16 protein-coding genes, 1 tRNA gene and 5 pseudogenes are annotated in these 22,412 nt (G+C 57.6%); 13 read left to right on the forward strand and 9 right to left on the reverse strand.

Annotated elements, in window-relative coordinates; translation table 11 throughout:
• Window positions 1–508: 508 nt before the first annotated feature.
• Window positions 509–1,426: an SPOR domain-containing protein gene (locus tag ANTHELSMS3_RS18890; RefSeq protein ID WP_094036238.1), complete on the reverse strand. Its 918-nt coding sequence runs from the start codon at window positions 1,424–1,426 to the stop codon at window positions 509–511.
• Between the two features lie 212 nt (window positions 1,427–1,638).
• Here ANTHELSMS3_RS18890 and ANTHELSMS3_RS18895 point away from each other — a divergent pair.
• From ANTHELSMS3_RS18895 to ANTHELSMS3_RS18925, 7 genes are all read left to right on the forward strand, one after another.
• Window positions 1,639–1,728: transfer RNA gene (locus tag ANTHELSMS3_RS18895), tRNA-Ser, on the forward strand.
• Between the two features lie 134 nt (window positions 1,729–1,862).
• On the forward strand, window positions 1,863–3,056 hold the full coding sequence (locus ANTHELSMS3_RS18900) for a tyrosine-type recombinase/integrase (RefSeq protein ID WP_254694779.1): 1,194 nt from the start codon (window positions 1,863–1,865) through the stop codon (window positions 3,054–3,056).
• Window positions 3,057–3,060: 4 nt separating this feature from the next.
• Complete coding sequence (locus ANTHELSMS3_RS18905) at window positions 3,061–3,942, forward strand: hypothetical protein (RefSeq protein WP_094036240.1); 882 nt, start codon at window positions 3,061–3,063, stop codon at window positions 3,940–3,942.
• Between the two features lie 87 nt (window positions 3,943–4,029).
• Entirely contained in the window at window positions 4,030–4,236 is a 207-nt protein-coding gene (locus tag ANTHELSMS3_RS18910; RefSeq protein WP_094036241.1) for a hypothetical protein, read from the forward strand.
• 184 nt (window positions 4,237–4,420) lie between these two features.
• Complete coding sequence (locus tag ANTHELSMS3_RS18915; protein WP_198319839.1) at window positions 4,421–4,756, forward strand: hypothetical protein; 336 nt, start codon at window positions 4,421–4,423, stop codon at window positions 4,754–4,756.
• Window positions 4,749–5,267 (forward strand): hypothetical protein, encoded by a 519-nt coding sequence (locus ANTHELSMS3_RS18920; protein WP_094036242.1) that lies wholly within the window; start codon window positions 4,749–4,751, stop codon window positions 5,265–5,267. The genes ANTHELSMS3_RS18915 and ANTHELSMS3_RS18920 overlap by 8 nt, the downstream gene beginning before the upstream one ends.
• 188 nt (window positions 5,268–5,455) lie before the next feature.
• Window positions 5,456–5,974, forward strand: a complete 519-nt coding sequence (locus ANTHELSMS3_RS18925; RefSeq protein WP_157733576.1) for a hypothetical protein — start codon at window positions 5,456–5,458, stop codon at window positions 5,972–5,974.
• Window positions 5,975–6,580: 606 nt separating this feature from the next.
• Here the strand turns inward: ANTHELSMS3_RS18925 and ANTHELSMS3_RS18930 are convergent.
• Window positions 6,581–7,118 (reverse strand): annotated as a pseudogene (locus tag ANTHELSMS3_RS18930) (recombinase family protein).
• A gap of 97 nt (window positions 7,119–7,215) precedes the next feature.
• Window positions 7,216–7,428 (reverse strand): annotated as a pseudogene (locus tag ANTHELSMS3_RS25640) (IS256 family transposase); the annotation flags it as partial.
• Window positions 7,429–7,567: 139 nt separating this feature from the next.
• Between ANTHELSMS3_RS25640 and ANTHELSMS3_RS18935 the strand changes: the two are divergent.
• Window positions 7,568–8,401: a CPBP family intramembrane glutamic endopeptidase gene (locus ANTHELSMS3_RS18935; RefSeq protein WP_094036244.1), complete on the forward strand. Its 834-nt coding sequence runs from the start codon at window positions 7,568–7,570 to the stop codon at window positions 8,399–8,401.
• Window positions 8,402–8,620: 219 nt separating this feature from the next.
• On the opposite strand, the gene ANTHELSMS3_RS18940 is transcribed toward ANTHELSMS3_RS18935, so the two are convergent.
• Window positions 8,621–9,457, reverse strand: a complete 837-nt coding sequence (locus ANTHELSMS3_RS18940) for a DUF6544 family protein (RefSeq protein WP_094036245.1) — start codon at window positions 9,455–9,457, stop codon at window positions 8,621–8,623.
• 190 nt (window positions 9,458–9,647) lie between these two features.
• Here ANTHELSMS3_RS18940 and ANTHELSMS3_RS18945 point away from each other — a divergent pair, with 190 nt between their 5' ends.
• Together ANTHELSMS3_RS18945 and ANTHELSMS3_RS26065 are read left to right on the forward strand one after the other, a co-directional pair.
• Window positions 9,648–10,439, forward strand: coding sequence for a CPBP family intramembrane glutamic endopeptidase (locus ANTHELSMS3_RS18945; protein WP_094036246.1), 792 nt, complete (start codon window positions 9,648–9,650; stop codon window positions 10,437–10,439).
• 285 nt (window positions 10,440–10,724) lie between these two features.
• A pseudogene (locus ANTHELSMS3_RS26065) lies at window positions 10,725–11,171 on the forward strand (integrase); the annotation flags it as partial.
• 191 nt (window positions 11,172–11,362) lie between these two features.
• On the opposite strand, the pseudogene ANTHELSMS3_RS18955 reads toward ANTHELSMS3_RS26065, so the two are convergent.
• Window positions 11,363–12,574, reverse strand: a pseudogene (locus tag ANTHELSMS3_RS18955) (IS3 family transposase).
• 547 nt (window positions 12,575–13,121) lie between these two features.
• Entirely contained in the window at window positions 13,122–14,723 is a 1,602-nt protein-coding gene (locus ANTHELSMS3_RS18965; protein WP_157733577.1) for a hypothetical protein, read from the reverse strand.
• A 192-nt stretch (window positions 14,724–14,915) separates the two neighbouring features.
• On the opposite strand from ANTHELSMS3_RS18965, the gene ANTHELSMS3_RS18970 reads away from it, so the two are divergent.
• Together ANTHELSMS3_RS18970 and ANTHELSMS3_RS18975 are read left to right on the forward strand one after the other, a co-directional pair.
• Entirely contained in the window at window positions 14,916–16,142 is a 1,227-nt protein-coding gene (locus ANTHELSMS3_RS18970) for a phosphatase PAP2 family protein (RefSeq protein ID WP_094036249.1), read from the forward strand.
• 51 nt (window positions 16,143–16,193) lie between these two features.
• Window positions 16,194–18,290 carry a hypothetical protein gene (locus tag ANTHELSMS3_RS18975; protein WP_157733578.1) on the forward strand — a complete coding sequence of 699 codons (2,097 nt, stop codon included), beginning with the start codon at window positions 16,194–16,196 and terminating at the stop codon, window positions 18,288–18,290.
• A 76-nt stretch (window positions 18,291–18,366) separates the two neighbouring features.
• On the opposite strand, the gene ANTHELSMS3_RS18980 is transcribed toward ANTHELSMS3_RS18975, so the two are convergent.
• The gene (locus ANTHELSMS3_RS18980; RefSeq protein ID WP_157733579.1) at window positions 18,367–18,636 is read right to left on the reverse strand and encodes a hypothetical protein; all 270 of its coding nucleotides are present in this window, start codon (window positions 18,634–18,636) and stop codon (window positions 18,367–18,369) included.
• An 820-nt stretch (window positions 18,637–19,456) separates the two neighbouring features.
• Here ANTHELSMS3_RS18980 and ANTHELSMS3_RS18985 point away from each other — a divergent pair.
• Window positions 19,457–20,695, forward strand: a pseudogene (locus ANTHELSMS3_RS18985) (transposase); the annotation flags it as partial.
• 79 nt (window positions 20,696–20,774) lie between these two features.
• Here the strand turns inward: ANTHELSMS3_RS18985 and ANTHELSMS3_RS18990 are convergent.
• Both ANTHELSMS3_RS18990 and ANTHELSMS3_RS18995 read right to left on the reverse strand, forming a co-directional pair.
• Window positions 20,775–21,314, reverse strand: a complete 540-nt coding sequence (locus ANTHELSMS3_RS18990; RefSeq protein ID WP_157733580.1) for a ricin-type beta-trefoil lectin domain protein — start codon at window positions 21,312–21,314, stop codon at window positions 20,775–20,777.
• 307 nt (window positions 21,315–21,621) lie between these two features.
• Entirely contained in the window at window positions 21,622–22,347 is a 726-nt protein-coding gene (locus ANTHELSMS3_RS18995) for a DUF1499 domain-containing protein (protein WP_094036253.1), read from the reverse strand.
• Between the last annotated feature and the right edge of the window lie 65 nt (window positions 22,348–22,412).

Genomic DNA, 22,412 nt, shown 5'->3' on the forward strand with positions numbered 1-22,412 from the left:
CCGAAATTTCGAGTGTGCCAAATCTGTTCTTCCGAACGCCAGAACGCTGCCGCGAGTGGGAGCAGCTTCACCTGGCCTGAGCACAGGCCCACTTTGGCGCTGGCGGATCGCCGTAATGCACCATTCCAAGGCTTTGCAGTGACTGGTGCGGGCGTGACGCTGCGCAATCAGCGCTGCACGACCTCCGCCTCCAACCGTCCCGCGGCACGGGTCAGGTCTCGCAAACGCAGAAAGCGTCTGGCACCGAGAGGCATCTGTTGTCGGCGTGAGTTGGTCACAAAGGAAACGTTTCGGGGGCAGGAAATGACTCAGCGCGAAACGTCTATTTCACTGCCCCACTGCATCGTCCGCCGGGGGTCAAGTGAAGGCAAAACAGAACCCGCAGAGAACGAGGCAACGTAGAGAACAGCCGAACTAGACGCCCGACATCACGCTCATGGGTTCAGCGAACCACCAGCCCCCGTCTACGGATCTTGGCAATGGGGGCTGCCCTGTTCGGAACGCGGGCTTAGTCCGTAACTGCGTAAGCGTCGGTAAAGCCATTGCCCTTGATGGTTTTCAGCAAGGTTGCCAGCTCCGCCTTGGACTGTGCCGGACCAACGACGACACGCCAGAAGGTTTTGCCCTTCGATGAGTGAGTCTTGACCGTCGGCACCATGCCGGCCTGCCGCATCGACGTCGCGGTGTTCTTGGCGTTCTGTTCGACGCTGAAAATGCCGATCTGAATAAAGGGCTTGCCCAGCTTCGACGGGCCCGCCGCAGGTTTGGCCGGGGCCGCTGCGGGTTTTGCAATAACGTCCGGACGGGTCTTAGGCGGTGTTGGTGTCGCCCCGTCGATCGCGGCGGCGGCGCCACCAATGACAGGGTCAAGGGCTGTCGCGCTCACGTCAGGGGCCGGAGGCATGGCACCAGGTGCCAGCGCGGCAGTGGTGTCGGCCAAAGGATCAGCCGTCTCGGGTTCCGGAGCCTCTTCGCGGCGCAAGGCCACCACGTCCAGATTGGTCGGTTGTCCCGCCAGCAGACCAAGAGCGGCAGCGGCATCGGACGAGACTTGCAGGCGTGGACCCGGGGTTTCGCGCTCCTTTCGGAACAGCGCGCCGATCACAAACTTGCCGTTTTGTTGGTTGCGGATAATGACACGTTCAGGGTCCTTGGCATCAGGATGTGCCACCCAGACCCCGCCCAGCGAAGGACGACCATCCCAAAGACCGGCTTCCTTTGCCTCAAAGACCTCCGGCGCTTCGACATCGCGTGGCGTGCCGCGTGTGTCCGTGGTGCTGGCGCGAGAAACCACCTCTTCGCCGCCGGACTTGGGTTTGAGAAAACCGGGCATCTGACTGTCGGCACAGCCAGAGGCGAGAAGAAGCGCCACGCCCACTGTGGACAGACGAATCGTCCGGGAAGGATGGAAGAAGAAACCGCTCATGTCTTGCCTCTTGCCCTTGTGGTGTCACGGGCGAACCCGGACGAGCGCCGGGTTTTCCCGGTCGCGCACTGCCTCATATGGGCTCTGACGGCCCGATTGTGAACAAAGATACCCTTTCGGGGCTCACATGAAAAGCCTGCAATGGGAGTCGGCAAGGATTTTCAGCGAAGTGCTTTCAGAATCACACGCGGCGGGCTATCGGTCTTCGCGACGGAGGTTTGGCAGAGTGGTCGAATGCGGCGGTCTTGAAAACCGTTGGGCGTGAGAGCGTCCCCAGGGTTCGAATCCCTGAGCCTCCGCCAGCCAGACATTTCACACGTTTTCACCCAATGACCTGAGATAGCGCAAAGCCCTGCAAACGCGGGGCTTTTTCTTTGTCTGCGGTTTGTCTGGATTTCATTCGGTTTCACCTGTACGCTTTCCTTGCGTGGTATGAATGGTGGTACGAATGGCGGCGCTGGGCGGCAAGCTGACAAAGAAGCTGGTGGAGAACCTGAGCGCGGGCCGTCATGGCGATGGCGCGGGGCTGTATCTGGTGGTCGACCCCTCCGGGGCGCGGCGGTGGGTCGTGCGTGTCACAGTGAAGGGCCAGAAGAACGCCAAGGGCGCGCCATTGCGCACTGACTTCGGTTTGGGCGGGGCGGATGTCGTCACACTGAACCAAGCACGCGAGCGGGCGCTGGAATATCGGCGCATGGCGAAGTCTGGCCTGAACCCGCGTTTCAATGCGTCGCGCGAAGTGCCAACCTTTGAGGAACTGAGTCGGCAGGTTCACATTGACCGGATGCCAACTTGGAAGAACCCCAAGCACGGGCAACAGTGGATGAACACGCTGCGCGACTATGCCTTTCCCAAGATTGGCCGGATGCCGGTCGATGCCATAGGGCAACCCGAAGTGATGATGTGTCTGGCCCCCATCTGGACGGACAAGCACGAAACCGCGCGGCGGCTGGCCCAGCGCATCAAGACGGTTCTGGACGTGGGCCGGTCGCGCGGGTTCCGCGATGGTGAAAACCCGGTCACGGCGGTGAAAGAGGCCGGGGTGCTGCCCAAGGTCAAAGCCAAGGTCGTGCATCATGACGCGATGCCGTGGCGCGATGTTCCGGCCTTCTATGCCGAACTGGAGGGGCGCAGCGCGACGGCGGCAAAGGCGCTGCAATTCACGATCTTGACCGCCTGCCGCACGTCTGAGGTGCTGGGCATGACATGGGATGAGGTGGATCTGGACGCGCGGCTATGGACGATCCCGGCGGCGCGGATGAAAGGCGGCGTTCAGCATCGCGTGCCGTTGACCGGTGAAATGCTGCGTGTGCTGGAGCCGATGAAGGCGCTGGCGTCTGTCTATGTGTTCGAGGGGCAGAAGCGGCACCGGCCTTTGTCCAATATGTCGATGCTGATGCTACTGCGGCGCATGGGGCGCGGTGATTTCACGGTGCATGGGTTCCGCAGCACCTTCCGCGATTGGGCCGCAGAGGAAGCGGGCGCGCCGCGCGAGGTCGCAGAGGCGGCGCTGGCGCATCAAGTTGGGTCTGATGTGGAACGGGCCTATGCGCGGTCGGATTTGCTGGAGCGGCGGCGGGAGTTGATGGTGGCATGGATTATTATTTGTACTCAGAGAATGGGGGAATAGCTTGATGTTTTGTCCGGAAGGCTTCGTTCCGATGTCGTCTATCTTTGGGAATATGTCGCTGGATTTTAAGGACTTTCGCGAAGCCGCTGTATCTTGGGTCGGGCAAATCGAGGAACCCGGCTGCGTGCCAGATAGGTTCTTCGTTGTTGGGCCGATGGATTGGGCGGAATTTAGTGTCTTCGGTGCGTTTTCCAGAGAGTTGTTCTTGGCATCGCCAAATGGGCAGTTGATGAGATTCGAACTCGCATCAATTAGGACGATTTTTGATTTCATTGAGTTCAATGTTCTCGATGCTTTTTCCTACGAAGATTTCCCTTCAGGGATTCTGAAGCAGCAGCAGTTGTTTGATTTGCCGCCGCAAGATTTCAGACACCAGTACAAGCTGGCTTGTAGCAAGGGGCCAGCACACCCATGGACGTTCGCACATGAGCGAGGGCTAGACACGATGCATTTCATCATTTCAATGTGGCATGAAAGGCAAGCATATACCGTAAATCTAGATGCGTTTCGATATTTCCAAAGCAAAAATGCCGTGGAGTTGGCAGACCTAGAGGGCATATACCGACTGCTGAAAAACTTCGAGGGTTGGTCATTCTGCGTCCGTGAAAATGATGTCGAGCGCGGAATGAAGCAGATTCCGCAGAGGTATGCAGGCTCGGACGAACAAAGCCTAGCTCCCAGTAACGTTGCGGCGGAGGCACGCGCCACCAAGTTTTTGCTCGAATTTCTTAATGGTGACGAATGGCGTGGGACGCAGGACGAATTAAGGGAGAAGCTTCCTGTTCGCCTAGGGTCGAGGGCGTGGCGTCGTGTTCTAGACGAAGTCCGCAGACATTACCCTGAAATCTCAACGCCGGGGCGACGTCCCAAGAAATCCCAACCCTGAAACGATACGCCAATTAATCTTGACGGAGTTTTTTCCTATGCGGCCTTGAGCAAGGCTAAGCCATCGCAACCAATTAGAGGAAAGCCGATGGCAATATTCGACCAAGACCGCATCTTCTTCTCAGAAGACCCGGAAATGCGCATCTTCGGGAGCGTCGAGAAACTGGCGCAATGGCGGCACCGCAGTCGCGGTCCAGCTTTCATTCGCATCGGGCGGCGCATCGCCTATCACGGCACCGACCTGAACGCCTATCTCAGCGCCCAGCGCACCGACCCGAATGGGGAGGCCGCATAATGGAAAACCCCAACTCCGCACGCGGGGCCGGGGCCTTCCGTGTGACATCAACTGCCACCTTCACAAGTCCAGTTGATGACACACGCGGCACCTTCCACGCAAGCAATTCCGACGCCCGTTTCTATTGGGATCGGGGCAGCAACTCTTATGAGCGCCTGTCGCGCCAGTTTGGGGAGAGACTGCTATGAATGACCATTGGTTCAGCAACCCGACCCAGATTTACTTTGCCTGTCGTGCGCTGGCGCAGGGCCAGACCCTAAACCACATGGACGTAATCCGGGGCGTTCGCGGCTGGCGTCTCAGCGCCATCGTGAACACCCTGCGCAGCGAATATGACTGGCCCATCGTGACCGAATATAGAGGGCCGGAACGCATCGGGCATTATCATCTGTCCAAGTCCTGCGACCTGACAAAACTAGACTTTCCACCATCGGCACGGCGTCTGGAGGAGGAACTGGTGGCGCTGCGCAAGGACGATCCCGACACTGGCAACAGCGTGGCGGGTGGCGTCGATGGCTAGACGCGGCAGCAAGAAAAGGGGAGAGGGGCAATACGCCCCCCTCCCCTACCCGATGCTGAAAAGCGATGCGTGGCGGCACCTGTCGGGCGCGGCGGTGAAGGTGTTCCTTGAACTGCACACGCGGTTCAACGGCAGCAACAATGGCGAAGTGCGCCTGTCCTATGCGGAGGCGGCGCAGTCGCTGGGCATGGGCAAGGCGACAGTGCAGCGAGCCTTTGACGACCTACAGGCCAAGGGGTTCGTTGTGCTGGAGTGCAAGGGCAACTGGTATCACCGGCAAGCCCATGAATGGCGGCTGACAACCAAGCCCGTGCAGAAGGTCAAAGGCAATGAGCCGCCATCGCAAGATTGGCGCAATTGGAGGCCGGAAAATTCTGGGCGCGGTTCTGATTTGGAACGGTCAGGGGGGTCTGTGGTTCCATTCCAGAACCCAAGCAAGGCCGATGGTTCCAAATTGGAACCCGTCAGGGCGGATTTGGAGGGGTCGCACGGTTCTGGATCGGAACACTAATAGTTACCACTCCCAGCAAGGATCGGGGCATGGGGGCCGAACAATAGGCACCCCCCTTTCCCGGCGGAGAAATTTCGCACGCAGGGGCGCGACGGGTTTCCCCAGCAACACGCGGGAAGTTTTGTCACCCCCCATCGTCAACAAGCGGCGCTAGCGTGCCGCCACACCGGCCATAGGAGGCCAGGACCATGAAGACATCGAAAACGGATTTGGAGGCCGCGACCGGGACGCGCGCATATCCTTCTATGCAATTCGACGACAAAGGCGCGCTAAACGCCCATGTGGGCGCGCCGGGGGAGATTGCAGCCCTTTTGGGCATGAAGACGCCAGACGCGGCTCAGGGCGTGTTCTACAGCGCGCTGGAGGCGCTGGGCGCATCGGCCAAGAGCAAGGCGCAACTGGTGGCCGCGATGTTTGCGGAGATAGAGCCGCGCGACGGAATCGAGGCAATGCTGGTGGCGCAGATGACGGCAACGCATGTGGCGATGGCAGTGGTGTCAGAGAAGATGTCCCATGCCAGCATGTTCACGGTTCGGGAAAGCTATGAACGGTCGATGACGCGCCTCAGTCGCACCTATCTGGCCCAGATGGATGCGCTCAAGAAATACCGAGCGAAGGCGCAGCAGGTTGTTCGGGTCGAACGCGTGACAGTCCATGAGGGCGGGCAAGCCATCGTGGGCGATGTCCGACACGGCGGGGACGGGTGATGTCAGAAAACGACGATAACCCTATGAACCCTGTTCTGCGCCTTAGATCTGCGCCGCGATGCAGTGCAACGGCTAAGAGTACAGGGCGGCGGTGCCAATGCCCTTCTAAGCAAGGATGGAACGTTTGCCGCTTGCACGGCGCTGGTGGTGGCGCGCCGTCCGGTCCAGCGCATCCCAACTTCCGGCACGGTCTGCGGACCAAGGAAATGCAAGCTGTCAGGGCAATGGCGCGTGTGCTAAGTTTCCGGTGAGTTCCGGTTTTGTGGATGTGTGAAATTGGCATCCCCTTGCCGGTCCCGCTCCAAGAGGTCTGGAACTTGTGAGCACCCCCCATAAGCCACAAATTCTGAACCTTGTGTGGTATTTTGTGTGGTATGATTTTTTGAAAGCTTCATAAATATACTTATTACCAATGACTTGCCGTGAAAGTGCGAAAGACTGAGGCTCCGCCACCTTCTACAAACACACGCAAAATACTGTTTTTAAACAATATTTAGCGGCGGAGAAAAACTTTACCACACCACTTTACCACACCTTTTTTCCATACCTTCTGGCCGTAAAGGTGGCGCTAGAGACCTAGACAGCCTCCAGCACAATAACCGGGCTTCAGGTAATCCGGTGAACTGACCGTTCCGAGATCCCCAAAGTTGCGGCAATGTCACGCTTGCTCATACCGCTCCTGAGAAGCTCCTGTGCCTCTTCCTTGGCGCTGGGCAGTTGGTGCTCGTCCCTTGTACTTGCCCTCTCTCCGGGCCTTCTGAATGCCCTCACGCTGCCTTTCCAGCATCATCTCTCGTTCGAACTGAGCGACAGAGCCAAGCACATTCAGCATGAGCTTGCCGGTGGCCGTGGTTGTGTCCAAACCCAAGCTCAAGACACGAAGGCCAACCCCCTTGGCTTCTAGTTCCTCAATCAACTCTCCAAGGTGCCTTACCGAACGGGCCAAGCGGTCAAGTTTCGTCACCACAAAGATGTCGCCTTCCCGGCAGAACTCGATTGCCTCAGCAAGCTTGTCTCTCTTCGAAACTGAACTTGTCTGTTCCGCCCAGATCCTTTCGCATCCGGTTCCCTCAAGTTCCTTGGTCTGAGCCTCTAGCCCGGCTTTCTGTTCCAGTGTCGATGTACGTGCATAGCCAAAAAGCATGTTAGCCTCCTTCTGTGCCAATGATGTCTAAGGGTCTGAGGCAGAGTGTCTGCCAAAAGCCGAAACCGAGATATGCGCAGAAGTTGGTGACGCGTGATCAGGCGGCGTTTTGAAGTTGGCGGACGCCGTCGCGGAACTCAACCCCGCTGATGACCTCCGGGAGGCGATTCCGCCCGTCGAGTTTTCGCCATTTCGTCTGAGCAGACATCATCAGCCGGAAAGCCATGGCGAGCCCAGTCTTGCGGCTGAGGCAGCCCTTGGTGCGTTTCGTCCTGTGTCTGACGGTGGCGAACGTGCTCTCGATCGGATTCGGCGCGTCGCATTGGTAGCGGATCGTAAATAGTTAGTGCAGAAGATGCCCAAAATGCATTGATCTAACGCAAGAAACGCTCACGCAAAGAATGGTAAAGCGGACGAATTCCGATTCGTTCAAACCGGGGGCGATTCCAATGCCGATCTCTATCGAAATTCCTACTCAAAAACTGCCATTCACTGCGCTCTTTTTCTTCTTAGGGACCACCTTTTTGATCACTTGGGGCGTCATCGGCGGCTACATCTTCTCGCCCGACGCTATGATCAAGGCTTTCGGCGCAATCAGCGGATCGCATCCGCTTTTTTTCCTCGCGACGTGGGCCCCTGCCATCGCGGCATTCACCGTGGTAATGTTGTATGGTGGCTCGGCCGGGCTAAAAGGATTCCTGTCGCGGCTCTTACTTTGGCGCTGCCCCGCTTCGTGGTGGCTATTCATCCTGATCTTGATACCCTTGGTTTTTATGGCAGGCTCGCTCATCAAAGGTGGGCAGCTCCTCGCACCGCTTCCACCTGAAGGCATGGTCCCAGTCTTCGGCCTGATGTTCATGATGCTTTTGCTGGGGCCTATTGAAGAATTCGGCTGGCGTGGCCTTGCACAGCCACTTCTCCAGCGGTACATGGCACCGATCTGGGCCGGTGCCTTGATTGGCACGGTCTGGGGTATCTGGCACCTGCCCGCTTTCTTTCTTTCCGGCGTTGTCTTCGCAGAATGGAGCTTCCTGCCCTTCTTCATCGGGAATATCACTCTAGCGATCCTTGTGACCCCAATCTTCAACGCATCGCACGGCAGCCTAGCATTACCTGTGCTGTTCCACTGGCAACTGATCAACCCTTTCTGGCCCGATGCACAGCCCTGGGATACCTGGCTTCTTGTTTTCGTCGCCGCAGTCGTTGTCTGGTGGAAGCGCTACACAATGTTCTCGCGCGAGGGTGCGGTTACAGAAGTGATCCCCCAAGAGGCCCAGCTATGAAACAGTATCTGGTCGGCGCTGTGCTTACAGCATTTACGACATTCACGGGTCCGGCACGAGCCGAGACGATGGAGCGTCAGATGTAGGCTCTGTTGGATGGTTTTCACACGGACTACAACTTTCCAGATGCGACTGCGTTGGAAGTAACTCTTGCAGATTTGGCGATAGGCGCAGTGCAATGACACCCGCCCACGAAGGGTAATCGCACGACTTTGGGGTTCAATGCGGAAAGTTGATGTCGGAAACATCGACAACGAAAAATGGGAAATACTCATTGGTGTCAAAGAAGTTTCCGGCCTCAATATGTGTTGGAAGCATGAAACCTTCGAACTCCCGAAACTCAGAGAGAAAGCCGCCAAAGGGCTGCAACTGATGGGTCTTTTGGGGGTTGGCGTCGCTCCAACGCATGAACATCACATGGAGCGGCTGGCCGTCCTCGCCCACAGTGATATCAACCGCCTGTTCAAGATCGCCGTGGCGCATCGTCATACGCGCAACGTTTTCAGAAACAGGCTCCCAAGTGACGTTGGGGCTTGGCAGAACCGCTGCAGGTGTCCAGAAAACAGCCTCGGCCACATATCGCCCGAAAGCAGAGCGGGTGTGGTCCGGGGTGCCACCGAACCGCGCCACTGGGGCAAGACCGGCAAGCCAGAACCGGGTCCACGATCTGCTATCGGAGCCTGCCATGCGCATCGCGCCCTCGCCGCCAGACATCGCCCAAACGAACCCATGAGGAGCAGCGAGCAGTTGCGTCGCGCGCATGGGCATGTAACTCGGCTTTGTCTTGTCACCCATGCTAAACTGCCCCTCCATCTCCAACCGGGCCACTGTATAAAGCGGTGTGTCCTCAGCGATGGCGAATGCGAAAAAGCGACGTGCAGGGGCGGGCAGATCTGCGACCATCTTTGGCGCGAACCTACCCGGATTGGTAGGCTGGAATCCGATCAGGCGATCCATTTCCGCGCGGTCGGCACGATGATCCAACTGCCGCCACGCCAAAAGGCCGGTCAAACAGAATCCGACGATCACCAGTATTGCGATAACGATCATACGCATTTTCCGTCCAATCTCAGCTTCACTCCTCAGGCACGTCACCCCTTATCGGTTTGGTGCCGTCTCAAGCCGATCAAGAAGTGCAAGCTGCATAGCAATCGACCGAATCCGATGTTAGAATATATGACTTGGCAGGCGTTTTTGTTGACCCAAATCAAATCCGTATTGATATCCACTATGAGATGGTTTGAGAATGGATATCTTCGATCGGCAAAATCAGGTCGGGCGCTTTCTTGCTCTGGCCTTCGGGATTTCGTGGACATCTTGGCTATTGGCAGCGACCATGCCGAGCCTTGAGGCTCCTCTAAAGATTGCAGGCACTTTCGGGCCAAGCTCGGCTGCCCTAATTCTAGTATGGCCTCATCTGCAAGAACGTCGCGAGTTGCTAAGCCGCCTCGTTCGTTGGCGCATACCGATCAACGTCTTGTTATACGCCAGCGCACTGCCCGTAGCGGGCATCCTCCTCGCGCTTCTAACGGTGCGTGCGATAACGGGAAATGGGGCGGTATGGCCTGAACCGATGCTGATCTGGCTCCCGGTGGTCGTCTTCGCCTACATTATGGTGTTTAGCGTCGTGGGCGAGGAACTAGGGTGGCGTGGCCTAGCGCTTCCGCCGCTCATTGCTCGGCATGGTCCTATTAAGGCTAGCCTCGGCCTTGGGCTGGTATGGGCGATATGGCATGCACCGCTCTTTCTGCTGCCTGGAGATTTTCATAGTGCCATCCCGCCATTTCTGTTTGCCATACAAATCGTCGCGTCCAGTGTCATCTATACGCACCTGCATCTCGCCAGCGGCGGATCGCTCGTCCCGGCACATCTGTTTCATGCCTCGTTCAATGCCTCTGCCGGGCTGTTTCCAGTATTGCCGCAGACCCGTAGCGGCGATCTTACCGCGCTTTGGTTCGCCGTGGGGACACTCTGCGTAATTGCGGTGGCGACGGTTTTCGTCATTCGAAGGCGCGTGCGATTAAGCGCCAGCCAGTAATCGTGAAGGCGCATTTTTACGAATACACTCCGCACCACTTACTTTGGCACGGCAACTCAGAGGGCTAACGTGGAGGCGAGTTATCGCAGGAAGATAACTGTAAGACCCTTCTAGCGGCTGCATTTAATGAAACTCTGAGACCGTAGCAGACGTTGGTGCAATCCGCAGCATCGGTAAAATGGGCTCTCACCCGACCTTCTCCGGAAGCGCACATTTCCATGCTAAGCTGAGTTGCCAACGTCTGGTTGGCGCTGTGGTGGATCGTGGCGGATGGAAGGAACCATCATGACCATAGCAAACTTACCAGCCATTCGCGCTTGTCGCCCTGCCTGGAACAAGGGGCGAGTCATAGGGCAGAAGCGCCCTTTGATGCCAAAACACGTGTGGGCTATCCGTGTGCGTCTCGAAATAGCTGAGAACCATCGTGATCTGGCGCTATTCAACCTCGCAATCGACAGCAAGCTTCGCGGTTGCGACTTGGTGAAGTTGAAGGTCGCGGACATCTACGCCTCAGGTCAGGTAAAGGAACGGGCCTCAATCATCCAAAGTAAAACCAAGCGACCGGTGAGGTTCGAAATCACCGAGGGCACACGCAAATCAATCTTGAGATGGATGGAGGAGCCTTTGATGGTCGGTTCCGAACACCTATGGCCGGGGCGTTTTCATGAACGTCTGCACATTTCGACCCGTCAATACGCTCGCTTGGTTCGCGAATGGGTCAAATCCATCGGATTTTGCTGCGGCGCAGCTTCAGCGAAACGGCCATTCATACGATGCGCGGCATTTTGGAGCGGCCAATTGCTGCGGTTTGGACCTTTTCGGGATTGGCAATGGTTGTTCAGTCGCCGCCGCGGCAGTGAAGAGAGGTGGTCCTGCTTTTTTGGCCAGTTTGCAGCCCTGCTAAGATGGATCAGGGTTTCACATCAGGCTGCCATTCTCATTGGTTCGGTTTTGCTGGCATGGACCTCGTCAGGGGTCAAGATGCCGTGGGTCGAGTGCGGCCGCTCAGCGCTGTAGTACGCCAGCCATTTTCGGATACCGGCCTTCGCCTCTGTTCCCGTTTCAAAAGCGTGCAGATAAACGCATTCGTACTTCAGAGTCCGCCACAGGCGCTCGATCATCCTGTTGTCGATCCAGCGTCCTTTGCCGTCCATGCTGATCTTGATCTTTGCGTCGCTCAGGACCTCGATCCAGTCTGCGCTGGTGAACTGGCTGCCCTGGTCGGTATAGAAGATTTCCGGCTTGCGGTGTTTGGCTAACGCTTCCTCTAAGGCATCCACAAAAAAGTCTGCCTCCAGCGTGTTTGACAGCCGCCACGCCAGCACCTTACGGCTGTACCAGCCCATGATCGCCACCAAATTCAGGAAGCCTCGGCGCATCGGAATGTAGGTAATGTCGGCACACCAGACTTGGTTTGGCCGGTCGATCACCATTCCCCTCAGCAGATACGGCCAGATCTCGTCCTGAGGGTGTTTCTTACTGGTGTTGGGTTCCTGGTAGATCGGCACCAGCCGCATGAGGCGCATCAACCGCCGCACCCGAGGCCGCCCGCACTTGTGACCTTGGCACTGCATATACCGGGCCATTCACTGACCGACAGGGTATTTCCGCAGCAAATGTCCCGAAAGGTTTCCGGGATCCGTACCACGGCGTTTCCAGGAACTGTCGATCAAAAATTGCCATGAACTGCAAGTTCTCGGTGCTCTCGCCCTTCGGCTGATAATACAGGTTAGACCGCGTCAACGTCAGCAACGCACACAGATGTCGAACGCTCAGATTGTGATCCGTGCTCACCATTTTTTGCCCCGCGTCCCGAGCAGTTGAACCGAGGCATCCATTGCCCGGCAATGCATGCTAGCATGCATGAGACGGGACCAAAAATTCCGCTCGACAACAAGCTGCCCGATCTTGGAGTACAACTTCTCGATCTCGACCGTATTAGCAGGAGCCGGATCGGCCCCTCGCCGTTTAAACGCAGACACCATGTTTTGAATCGCCGCTCGTTTTCACGTGCTGATCTGGGTCGCGTGTACGCCGTATTTCTTCGAGAGCTCCGCCAGCATCATCTCCTCGTGGATCGCCTCAAGCGCAACTTTGGCCTCGAACTCGGGCGAATAGTTCTTTCTCTTCGTCATCTTGGATCGTGTCTCTCGTCAAGCGATCCATCTTAACAACTGGTCCGAAATCCTGCGACCACCTCTAAGGGCTCGGCGGGACGGCGGTGACTTGCCGTTCGCTTTGGACAGCGGAAAAACCGAAAAATGAACATTTCTGGATCGGACGACTTGAGGTGGAAATCTGCATAATCTCCTGACGAATAGCGCATTCGACAATAGGAATGATCGCGTCGTCTGGCTCTTCGCTGCGGGGTGCAAATGCGTCTATTACACACGCCTGCGCTCTGACCTGAAACACCACCGCATCGCGGGATGCCCAAGAGTCGTTCAACACACTAGCGACTTCCAAACGGACAAGATGGCCGTCACGCTTACGCAAATGGTCTGCGGCCATCACCCCGCCCATGTATCACTCGTTCATCGTCGTCGCCACGAGGCACATGGGCTTGTTGCCCGGGCTCAAATAAATTGGGTGCACGTCGGTAGGCACAATTTCTGCTTGATTGCCCACCGTCAGCTTCCTTGTAGGGGCCATCAGATCGTTGGCGCACACGTCTTCGCAAGGTCAAACGATGGCAGTCACGCGACTGCACTCGATTAGGTTGGTGCGATGCACAAGCGAGGCGGGATAGGTCTTGTCCTCGAACATGCGTAGGGGCGAAAAATCAGGTTCGAGACGTTTCAGGCGGTCGGAGAAATGAACAGCAGAGTCTTCTCTGCCCTCCGTGGCGTTGAGGGCCAGGAGGTATCGCAGTGGCGGGCGGAAACTTGGCCGCACGAGTGTCACCGTCTCGAGGAGCGATTGCGCCTCTTCTTTTCTTCCGAGAACCATGGCTGTCGCGGCCAGTTGAAGATCCCAGAAAAACTGGCGTTTTGAGTGCATGACAATCCGACGGCCACGCGTGGCATCGCGATAGGCGCCGACGGCATCACCGTTATAAAGGCGCGCTGAACTGGCCGCCCAGACGGCCATTGCATTCGCTGAATTGCGCTCAAGACTGCTTTGCGCGAAATGTAGGCTGGCCGCGGGATCATTAAACAGAAACAGGCTGGCATTCCCCAAGAGAGCAAGGATCATCGAGTTTTCACCGCCCGTTTCCACCGCATATGCGGCAAAGGCTTTTCCTTCGTCGCGTAGTCTTTTTTCATCCGAGACATGGCGTTCCAGCCGCTGGATCGTGCGGATCTGAAGCCGCCATGCCAAATACAAAGGCGATGGACGCATCTCATAGGCGGAGGCAAGAAGGGCGTCCGCATCGGCGATTTCGACGGCATCCATGGAGAATATTTTGTCGATTGCAAGACGCATCAGAGCATCGGCTCTGTCCGTACTGCTTTCGGGGCGGGTTCGGTCTATCGCGACGGCATCGACAGCCCTGCTGACCAAGCGCAGGACTTCAAGCTCGTCCACCGGAGGTCCGCCATGCACGCTGGCGCGGCAGCGCCCGGACCAAATCTGTCGGCGCGACAGTCCGTCGATTGCTGCCAAGCGAATACCGATACTATCGGGACTGATATGCAGGCAGTCGAGTTCGAGGGCGATCTGTCCAACTTCGACTGAGGGCGTTTGTCCCGGGCTATGGCGGAACACATCGATGTGGGCGCATTCGGACAGGCTCTGAAACAAGCGGTCCGAGAGGACCTGGGCGGTCCAGTCCGCCATGTCCGTCCCATCTCCGCGACACGTCAAAATGACCCCATCGCGACCGAGGGGCGCCTGTCTCGCGCCGTTATCAATGAATACTTCGGACACCGGTGCACGGGGGGTCCGATTGCGCCGAACACGCTGTTCGGCCAGCCATAGGTCGAACTCGGGATCACGAATATCGAGGCCTTCAGCAAATTCTAGGGACGTATCTTCCTCGAGAATGATCCTGCTGGTATCGAGCGAGACATTCCTGTGATTGGACTTCAGGATGTCCTTGTGTTGTCCGAGACTTTTGCGGATGACCGAAAGAGTTTGCCGCAGGCTGGCCGATCCCTGTCGAGCGGAACGGTCACTCCAGAGACGATCCTGAAGCCATGAACGTCCGCGTGATCCATCGGGGCCTGATAGAAGAAGTAATAGAAGCCCCTGTGCCTTGGAAAGAGGCGGTGTCAAATCTTCTCCGCTTTCCGTCAAGATGCGGAACGATCCGTGAATCCTAATATTCAATTCAGGTGTCACAGAGATGCCTCTTGGGTCGATTAAGTCGCCAGTGAAATGTCCTTACCCGCGGGTGGCATTGGCCCCCATCTGCCTATTTTCCACAAATTATGGTAACTTAATCGTAATTTATGAGTCGTTTCGACGCAAGCTTGTTGTCAGATCTTTCGTGACGGCACTTAGCTAACGCAAATGCTTTGTTAGGAGAAAGCTATGACGTCCTATGGTGGTGCAGGCGGCGGAGCCGGAGGCGGTGCTGGCGGAGGGGCCGGAGGTGGCGCAGGTGGAGGAGCCGGGGGCGGTGCCGGAGGAACGGGGTCCGATGTTGGACTCTATGGGGCCGAAACGTTTCTCAAAAGTCACGCCGGCAGCCCGCCCTCACCGCTACTCAGCAGCGCGCTGATCCTGTCGCAAGACGCGACCGTGTCGTATTGGGACGGAGAGTCCACGCTGACACCCACGGAGCATTCCGCAAGCCTAATGGCCTATCTCAAAGAGGTTCGGATGCCGACGCAGGCCCTGATCCTCGACTGCCATGTCCGCAACCTGATTGGTGTCGAATGGAGCATCGCGGAGACGATTGCCGACGATGGTAACGGCGACGACGAAGAAGCGGCTGCAGAGGATGATTTCGACGGCAATTGCGAATCCATTGTATCTCCCGTCATAAAAATGACCGTCAGAAAACCGAAAGATTCGGCATCCGGACAAGCGGACATCCTGACCGTCGCGACGGTCACCAAGCCGGATCCCGATTACTTCGAGAAAGACCTGCATTGGCTGCGGAACTATAGCGACCTGCGCAGCGACAGACTTGCCGAGATCTACCACCAGACCGGGGACATCATTTCCTTCTTCGGGGCCTTGGGCTTTCTGGACAATGGTCGCCGGAAGTATACGCTTTTGTTGCTGGAAGCCGTGCGGTCAGTGGCGGTTCATGTGGAAACGCTCGCCAAGTTTATCGGGCGCCAGAAACGCCCCATCGATTACGCCATGGAGGTACAGCCGATGATCCAGACGCCGGATCATTCGTCTTTCCCCTCCGGTCACGCGCTGGAGGCCTTTGCCATTGCGACAGTGCTACATCGTCTGTCCGACACAGGCAGTGCAGTCGACGGCATCCGTGACAACGCGCGACCCTTTCTCCTCGCGCATCGGATTTCCACGAACCGCACGGTGGCCGGAGTGCATTTCCCGGTGGATTCGCTTGCCGGAGCGTTCCTTGGCCTGCATTTGGGCGAGCTGATCCACTCAATAGCGACGGGGACGAACATCCAACTCGGGGAACTGGGCAAGCCGACTACGCCGGTCGACGAGGAGAAGACGGAAGACTTCCTGCTGTCGAGCTTCTTAACCCATCTGGGAAGCCCGGTCGACGGCGGCACCCAATCTGACGAACTGGTGGCTTGGTTCTGGGACAAGGCCCGACAGGAATGGTGATCGCCAACACTTCGTTTGGGGATGGCCGGGTCGAAAGCAAAGGATGCAAGCATGTCTGAATTCAAGAAGGATAATGGTTGGAATGCCACGCGGGAGACGCCCTATGTCAACTGGTGGGGTATCGTGGACGGACAGCTTCCGGCGAATTTCAGGGATTTCGACGAAGCGGGGGAGGGAATCTTCTTCGACCCCGGCAGGCTGGTCGACCGGATCGAGAGGCTGCGCTCGCCGGATCGCGAAACCTTCAGGTTCTCAAAAGAAATGAAACAGATACTTGAGAAATTCGGCCGAGGTTCTCTGGTGCCACTGCCCAAGGACAGCAAGAACCCCCACTGGCCCAATGATCCTGACAAACTTCCCGACTGGATCACACCAGAGGTGATGGACCGCCTGCCGGACGACGTGCCAAACGATGCCGTCATCGTCGGCGTGATCGATACCGGAGTGGCACTCGGGCATCGGGCCTTTCGTCTGGGCAATGGCGAAACCCGCGTCATATCCGCGTGGCAGCAGACCGCTGAATTCCATCACCAGTCGGCGGTCTACCTGCCGTTCGGCGACGAATGGTTCGCCGGTGATATCAATGGAAAGCTGCGTGACCACTCCCTCAATCGCAACCTTTACGACAGGCTGGACGAAGACGCATTCAATCGCGCCTTGCGGCTGGTCGAACCGCAACGCATCCGGGGACACCGCGATCTGGATCATCGCGCCGCCCATGGCACCCACATCATGGACATTGCCGCCGGAGGCGATCCAGCCAGCTTTGCGGATGCCGAAAGGCTACGCATGATCGTGGTCAACCTGCCCACACAGTATCTGCACGGATATGCTGGCAATTTCCTTGAATTCTTCGCAGGTTACGCCGTCGTGCGCGTATTTCACCTCGCCGAGGCGCTTTGGAGAAAGAACAATCCCGAACGTTCGGGCGGCTACCCGGTGGCGCTGAACTTCGCCTATGGAATGATGGGGGGTCCCAAGGACGGATCGCGGATGCTTGAGAAGCTGATGGACCTCTTTGTGACCAAGCGGAAGGAAGCTGGTCTGCCGACCAGCATCTGCATGCCGGCCGGGAATGAGAACCTTGCAAAGTCGGTTGCGCGCGTCCAAACCGAGCCAGACTGTTGGTCCGATCCGATCCCCTGGCGCATCCTGCCCTCTGACCGAACGTCAAACCATCTGGAGTTCTGGTTCACCGCAACGACAAACTCTCTAAAGGACGATTTGGACCAATACGCGTTCAAGATCACGACACCTACGGGCGACCATTCCGAAATCTCCGCGCCCCGGCATGGTGCCTATGCCGACCTGCCCGGGGGATTTGCGCGGCTCTACTGCCTTCTTCATCCAACTGAAGATGATGCCACCCATGTCCATTTCATGCTTGCGATATCACCGACGCTGATCATCGAACGCGATGCAGAGCGCGGCGCACAGGTCGTGGCGGCACCTGCGGGCATCTGGACGATCGAGGTCCGCTCGCCGCGCCCGTCAGAGCTGACCGTGTATGTCCAGTCCGATCAATCGGCAAAGGTCCAGAGCAATGCCGGATTGCGATCCTACCTGGATCACTCATGCTACAAGCCTTACCTTCCCAATGGACGCATTCGCGATACATATTCCTACCAACTTGGGTCTTCCGAAATGCCAGTGGATCAGGAAGAGCCTGACGCCTTTGTGACCCGGAAAGGCTCGCACAACGCTCTGGCGACGACCACGTCGATTAGCGCGCTTGCAGGTTTTCGGCGCAGCGATGGAAGGCCTGCGGCGTATTCGGCCACATCGTTTCCGCCGCGCTGTCCGTGTGTCCACGAAATACAGGCGGCTTATCCGACGGATGACAGCCCGGCGCTGTACGGGGTACTGGCCGCCGGCGCGCGAGACGGTTCTTCGGTTGCCTTTCGCGGAACCAGCATGGCGGCCGCCATGGCGACAAGGGCAGCCGCAAACGCAATGCTGGATTGGACGCAGGCGGGAAATTGCGCTCACTTGGGAAACAGCGACTGGCACGACCGGGAAGGGGCTGCCGGGGAACTCGACATTGCAAGAACACATCCATATTTCGGCATGACGATGGCCGACAAGACCGGCAGAGGCCGGGTCCTTTCACAGGAACATCATCGCCTCTGGCGCAAGGCGCCGCGCTGAACGCAATCCGGCCTCATAAGGCCCATGTCGAAGGGGGCCGTGCGGCCCCCTTCCGTGATCATGCCATTTCGAACGGTCACTGACTCGACTTGGTTACGGTGTCGAGCGTGCCCAAGCGACGCGCCTCTGTCTGTATTTTCCGCCAGAAATCTGCTTTCTGGCGATCAATCAGTTCGATGCGAACCGCGGCGTCGTCCCCAGCATGCTGGATTTGAACGAGTTCGCCCAGCGTATAGACACCCGGCTCGACCTTAAGCTCTTTCTCCATGAACTCGATGGTCGGGTTTGCGCTTGCCGGAATGGCCATCCAGGTTACTAATGTGAAAATTGCAGCAGTCTTTAACATCTTGCATCCTCCAAAATTATCGATGTCCCGGAACAGCCCGGGATGAATCCAAACTACTGCCATGTCGCAATCGAACCGTGATGCACGAGCAATTTTATTGTAACTTCTGGGTCTTGGAGGAACTATTGGTAAACATTGGCAGGTGCCCAACACTGGAGTGGAGACCGCACCCCTTGGCCCGCTCGCACCCAGACAACATTGGTGTCGAATGCCCGAACCGCCGAACGTGGTTGTGAACTGACAAATGTGCCGCAATGGACAGCCAAGCAACACCCGCTTTTTGCGACGGTCAGCTTTCAGAACGTTCGAGCGCGGGCCTGACTGTTCAGTTTGCAGGGCTTGGGTCGCGCAGCTGTCTCGAACTGCGCAGTGCTAAAGTGATTGTCATGTTGCGGGACAGCGACATCCGCTGAATCATCTCCGACCGGGGAAGCATGATGTAAAAACGACGCCAACGAGTATCTCGGCTACGCGCCCTCCATTGGGATGAACTCTGCCCAACTGCTTGTCAGCTTCCAACTATTTCGTTCGATTACTTCGCATCCACAGCGAGCGACCGTTTTCCGAACGGATTTTCGATGCGGGCCGTAGCGCACTTGTGGCGATCCTGCGGTGGCGGTCACAGATTGAGCTCTTTGTTGCCGTTCGCTGCCGTTTAAAGTGTCACGTGCTGCCGGACGTCCGCTTTCTCATACGGTGAATCTAAACTTCGCGCCCGCAGTGAATGACTGCCTCCCGCCGATGCTGTTGAAAAAGTCTTTGTTGCAGTGCGGCAAGTCCTTTGATTCACTGGATTATGAGGGGATTGGAGGATTTCGTCATGATGGGCATCCAAACGGCACCGGCACAGTTGTTCTATGTCTTCGATCTGGAGCGTCATGTTCCTTCCGGTCATATGCTTCGCGAGATCGACCGGTTCCTCGACGTGGATGGCATGCGGGAAGTCGTGCGCCCGTTCTACAGCCACATGGGGCGTCCCTCGATCGATCCTGAGCTGATCATCCGGATGCTGGTCATCGGTTATGTCATGGGAATCCGTTCAGAGCGGCGCCTTTGCGATGAGGTCCATCTGAACCTTGCATACCGCTGGTTTTGCCGTTTGGGTCTGGAAGGGAAGGTGCCGGATCATTCGACCTTTTCCCGGTATCGTCATGGCAAGTTCCGTGACAGTGATCTGCTCCGGAAGGTATTCGAGGCAACTGTCGAACGCTGCCTGAGAGAGGATCTGGTCGCGGGTGAAGGATTGGCCGTCGACGCAAGCCTGATCCCGGCTGACGCCAATAAGGTCCGGTCTATTGCGGCCGAAGACTGGAGCCCGGAGGTCGCGCGCGAGGCCGGAAACCGGGCGGCACGCGAATATCTGGAAACACTCGACGATGCCGCCTTCGGAGCCGCATCACCGGTCCAGCCGAAGTCGTGACCAGGTCCGATCCGGCTGCGCAATGGACCCGCGCCTAGGAAAGCCGCCCGTATTTTGCCTATGCGACCAACTACCTGATCGACACCAAGAGCTCGGTCATCATGGATGTTGAGGCGACACGGGCAATCCGGCAGGCTGAGGTTGGGGCGTCGCGCACGATGCTCGACAGAACCGAGAAACGGTTCGGGATCAGACCGGATTGGCTGACTGCCCCTCTCGTGACATCGCTGCGCGATGCACTGCCGGGCAGTGGACACCGCCTACGGCAATGCCGAGAACCTTGGATGGCTGGTCGAGAAGCGCAGCATCATCCCCTTCATCCCTGTCATCGACAAATCAGAGCGGACCGATGGCACCTGGTCCAGGTCCGACTTCGAATGGGACGAGGCGAATGATCAATACATCTGCCCCGAGGGTCACGCCCTCAAGCAATATCGCCGGAACTACTCCGATCCGAACCGGGGGCAGGACACCGGAGGGCGGAAGAAATATCGTGCCTTGAAGGCGACATGCCAAGCCTGTCCATCCAAAGAAATCTGCTGCCCGAAAGCGGAGGCCCGATACGTCACCCGAGAACCCCACGAGGAAGCACGCGAGTTCGCCCGCGAATGCCGCAAGACCAAGGCCTACAAGGTATCCCGACCGGACATGTCGGGAAGTGGAAAAACACGGGGAGTCCTGTCCACCACCTTAGATCCCGGCAGCGCGCGTGTTCAGATTAGTCGCGAATGACCCACTGCTTGAAGGCCGGCTCCAACTCGTCGCAGGCCGCGACAAGAAGATCGCGCGATTGGAAGGGGCCGGCGTCGTCGATGGTTGGCGCGACGGTCACGCATTGCGCCGCGGCCGCGGCCAGACGGATCTCCAACGTGGTCTCGTCATAGGTGAACAGTTGCGTCTCATCGGCAGCGTCGCAGGCGATCAGGCCAAAGGGATTCTCTGCATCGTCTGGCGCATTGTAGGCCATGCATTTGTCGGCATAGGTCGCCGATTTGATCATGCCGGTCTCGGGCGCAAAGGAAAACAGCACGTCGTCTCCGGTCGGCTTGCAGGAATGGGTGTGCAGCCGGTCGCTTTCGCCGCGCCCTTCAGTGTCGATGCACCAGCCGAGACTGGCCTCTTCACCCAGGTTATCGGCAAGGTGGATAATCGGCCCGACGGTCTGGATGCTCGGCGCTTCGGCCAGAAGGGTTTGCGGTAGGGCAAAGCTCAACGCTGCGGCGAATGATACAGTGTAAACAGAAGTTCTATTTTTCATGAGTAGTCCTTTCTTGATGGGGCTCGGGTGCACTTTCAATCCGGAGGGTCATGCTTGCGCCTCATCGACAGGGATTTTCCAGATGGACACCAAAAGCGATGAGGCCGTACCCTGTCCTATCTGGCAGTTTAGGATCGCCAGAAGGGTCCATTTGTATTGCAAGGCCCTGTTGCGCCAGCCCGCCTTACCGGTACGGCAGCGAATATTGGCCATTTTTGGTGTCTCAGCGATGGGCCGTTTTCAAGCTCGTATCCGCAATCTCCGCGGCCCGTGAGCGGGCCGCAGAATTTTCGCTCTGCCTCTTGGTCTATGCGCCAAAGCGTTGTTGGAAATCCCGGATGCGCGCTGCGTTCACACCTTGGTCGCTGCGGCCCACTCGCGATACGCTACGCATGTCGACCCGGCTTCCGTCGCCTTGGGCTGTCACGACAACAACAACGTCATCGGCAAAGTAAAAGACAGACGTCCGGGCAGTGGCCTCAAACCGAAGACGCTCCGCGTCAGAGGCAACAATTTCCCACCCCATGTCCTGTGCAACTTCCAGCGCGCGCTGAAATGCAGCATCCGCAGGCAACACTGTCTCGAGGGGCGCAATATCAGGATAAGCATTGGCCTGCATCTCGGCCACTTCCGCCCCGCCGTAGTCGAGCGTATTGCTGGCACCTTCGCGCGTTTCATCCAGCACCTCGAACAAGGGCGGACTTGCGGTATTGGTCGAAATGTCGTGGATCGGTGCGGCGCGCGGCGTCGGGTTGAGCGTGGAGGAGGCCAACGGCGCAAGAAGAGCGAGGCCGACAACCGCCGCAATCCCGCCCGCCAGCATTCCACCACGTTCCTTACGCACAATATGGATGACCAACGCGATCAAACCGACCGCGGCGATGATCATCGCCAGCGGGTTGAAGTAGCTGCGATAGAGCCCGAAGCCGGTGACCGGCAGCCACAGCCCCAGACGTCCGCCAAACAGTATCAGTGCCGCACAAAGGCCGCCGATGACGGCAACCAAAAGAGCGACTTTTCCAGTATGTTTCATAGGTTATCAGGTCCTTCACTACCCAAGTTCGTTGTCTGGCCAGTCTACCATCCGATCAGGCGTTA

The organism is Antarctobacter heliothermus (assembly GCF_002237555.1).
Taxonomy (GTDB): Bacteria; Pseudomonadota; Alphaproteobacteria; order Rhodobacterales; family Rhodobacteraceae; genus Antarctobacter; species Antarctobacter heliothermus_B.

Excerpts from the sequence above, each read along its gene's own strand:
- ANTHELSMS3_RS18890 (WP_094036238.1), bottom strand. The coding sequence starts at position 1,426 with ATGAGCGGTTTCTTCTTCCATCCTTCCCGGACGATTCGTCTGTCCACA.
- ANTHELSMS3_RS18900 (WP_254694779.1), top strand. The coding sequence starts at position 1,863 with ATGGTGGTACGAATGGCGGCGCTGGGCGGCAAGCTGACAAAGAAGCTG.
- ANTHELSMS3_RS18905 (WP_094036240.1), top strand. The coding sequence starts at position 3,061 with ATGTTTTGTCCGGAAGGCTTCGTTCCGATGTCGTCTATCTTTGGGAAT.
- ANTHELSMS3_RS18910 (WP_094036241.1), top strand. The coding sequence starts at position 4,030 with ATGGCAATATTCGACCAAGACCGCATCTTCTTCTCAGAAGACCCGGAA.
- ANTHELSMS3_RS18915 (WP_198319839.1), top strand. The coding sequence starts at position 4,421 with ATGAATGACCATTGGTTCAGCAACCCGACCCAGATTTACTTTGCCTGT.
- ANTHELSMS3_RS18920 (WP_094036242.1), top strand. The coding sequence starts at position 4,749 with ATGGCTAGACGCGGCAGCAAGAAAAGGGGAGAGGGGCAATACGCCCCC.
- ANTHELSMS3_RS18925 (WP_157733576.1), top strand. The coding sequence starts at position 5,456 with ATGAAGACATCGAAAACGGATTTGGAGGCCGCGACCGGGACGCGCGCA.
- ANTHELSMS3_RS18935 (WP_094036244.1), top strand. The coding sequence starts at position 7,568 with ATGCCGATCTCTATCGAAATTCCTACTCAAAAACTGCCATTCACTGCG.
- ANTHELSMS3_RS18940 (WP_094036245.1), bottom strand. The coding sequence starts at position 9,457 with ATGCGTATGATCGTTATCGCAATACTGGTGATCGTCGGATTCTGTTTG.
- ANTHELSMS3_RS18945 (WP_094036246.1), top strand. The coding sequence starts at position 9,648 with ATGGATATCTTCGATCGGCAAAATCAGGTCGGGCGCTTTCTTGCTCTG.
- ANTHELSMS3_RS18970 (WP_094036249.1), top strand. The coding sequence starts at position 14,916 with ATGACGTCCTATGGTGGTGCAGGCGGCGGAGCCGGAGGCGGTGCTGGC.
- ANTHELSMS3_RS18975 (WP_157733578.1), top strand. The coding sequence starts at position 16,194 with ATGTCTGAATTCAAGAAGGATAATGGTTGGAATGCCACGCGGGAGACG.
- ANTHELSMS3_RS18980 (WP_157733579.1), bottom strand. The coding sequence starts at position 18,636 with ATGTTAAAGACTGCTGCAATTTTCACATTAGTAACCTGGATGGCCATT.
- ANTHELSMS3_RS18990 (WP_157733580.1), bottom strand. The coding sequence starts at position 21,314 with ATGAAAAATAGAACTTCTGTTTACACTGTATCATTCGCCGCAGCGTTG.
- ANTHELSMS3_RS18995 (WP_094036253.1), bottom strand. The coding sequence starts at position 22,347 with ATGAAACATACTGGAAAAGTCGCTCTTTTGGTTGCCGTCATCGGCGGC.